Raw genomic sequence first — 515 nt, 5'->3', positions numbered from 1 at the left:
AGCCTCGCCCTGCCCGTCCCCGCAGTCTCCGCCGCGTACCCGATGGCCAACCCCGGCTACGGCAAACGCTCCGCTCCGGACCAACAGGCCCGCGCGCGCGACGACTTCGCGCTCCTCCCGATCCGCGAACGCTACGTCGCCGGATTCGTCGACCACCTCCCCGAAGGTGCCGCGATGAGCGTGAAGCAACTGGCCAAGCAGCTCCCGCTCTACGGACAGCAGGCCATCTCCAGCGCCCTGAACGCCCTCTCCGTCGCCGGACACCTGCGGCGCGTACGGTGCTCCGTCGGCGCGGGCGACGAAACCCGCTGGGTCTCCCGGACCTTCTGGTCCCGCACCGCGCGCGACAACGAGTGGTGGAACACCTACCTCGCCACCGAGACCGCCACCCAATGCGCAGCCCCCACGGCCGCGCCGGAAGCTCCCGCAACGCCTGCGGAGCCCCCGGCCCCCGCCTCCGTACCGCTGCAGCGCACCCCGCCCGAGGCGGCCCCGGACCCGGCACCCACGACATC

1 pseudogene is annotated in these 515 nt (G+C 73.2%); it reads left to right on the top strand.

Features of this window, described 5'->3' with window-relative positions:
- Positions 1 to 515: pseudogene (locus tag JS521_RS36040) on the top strand (MarR family transcriptional regulator); the annotation flags it as partial.

Origin of the sequence: Streptomyces durocortorensis (assembly GCF_016901035.1) — a bacterium.
Taxonomy (GTDB): Bacteria; Actinomycetota; Actinomycetes; order Streptomycetales; family Streptomycetaceae; genus Streptomyces; species Streptomyces durocortorensis.
The sequence above is the reverse complement of the archived record's forward strand: the minus strand, read 5'-3'. Positions and strand labels throughout refer to the sequence as shown.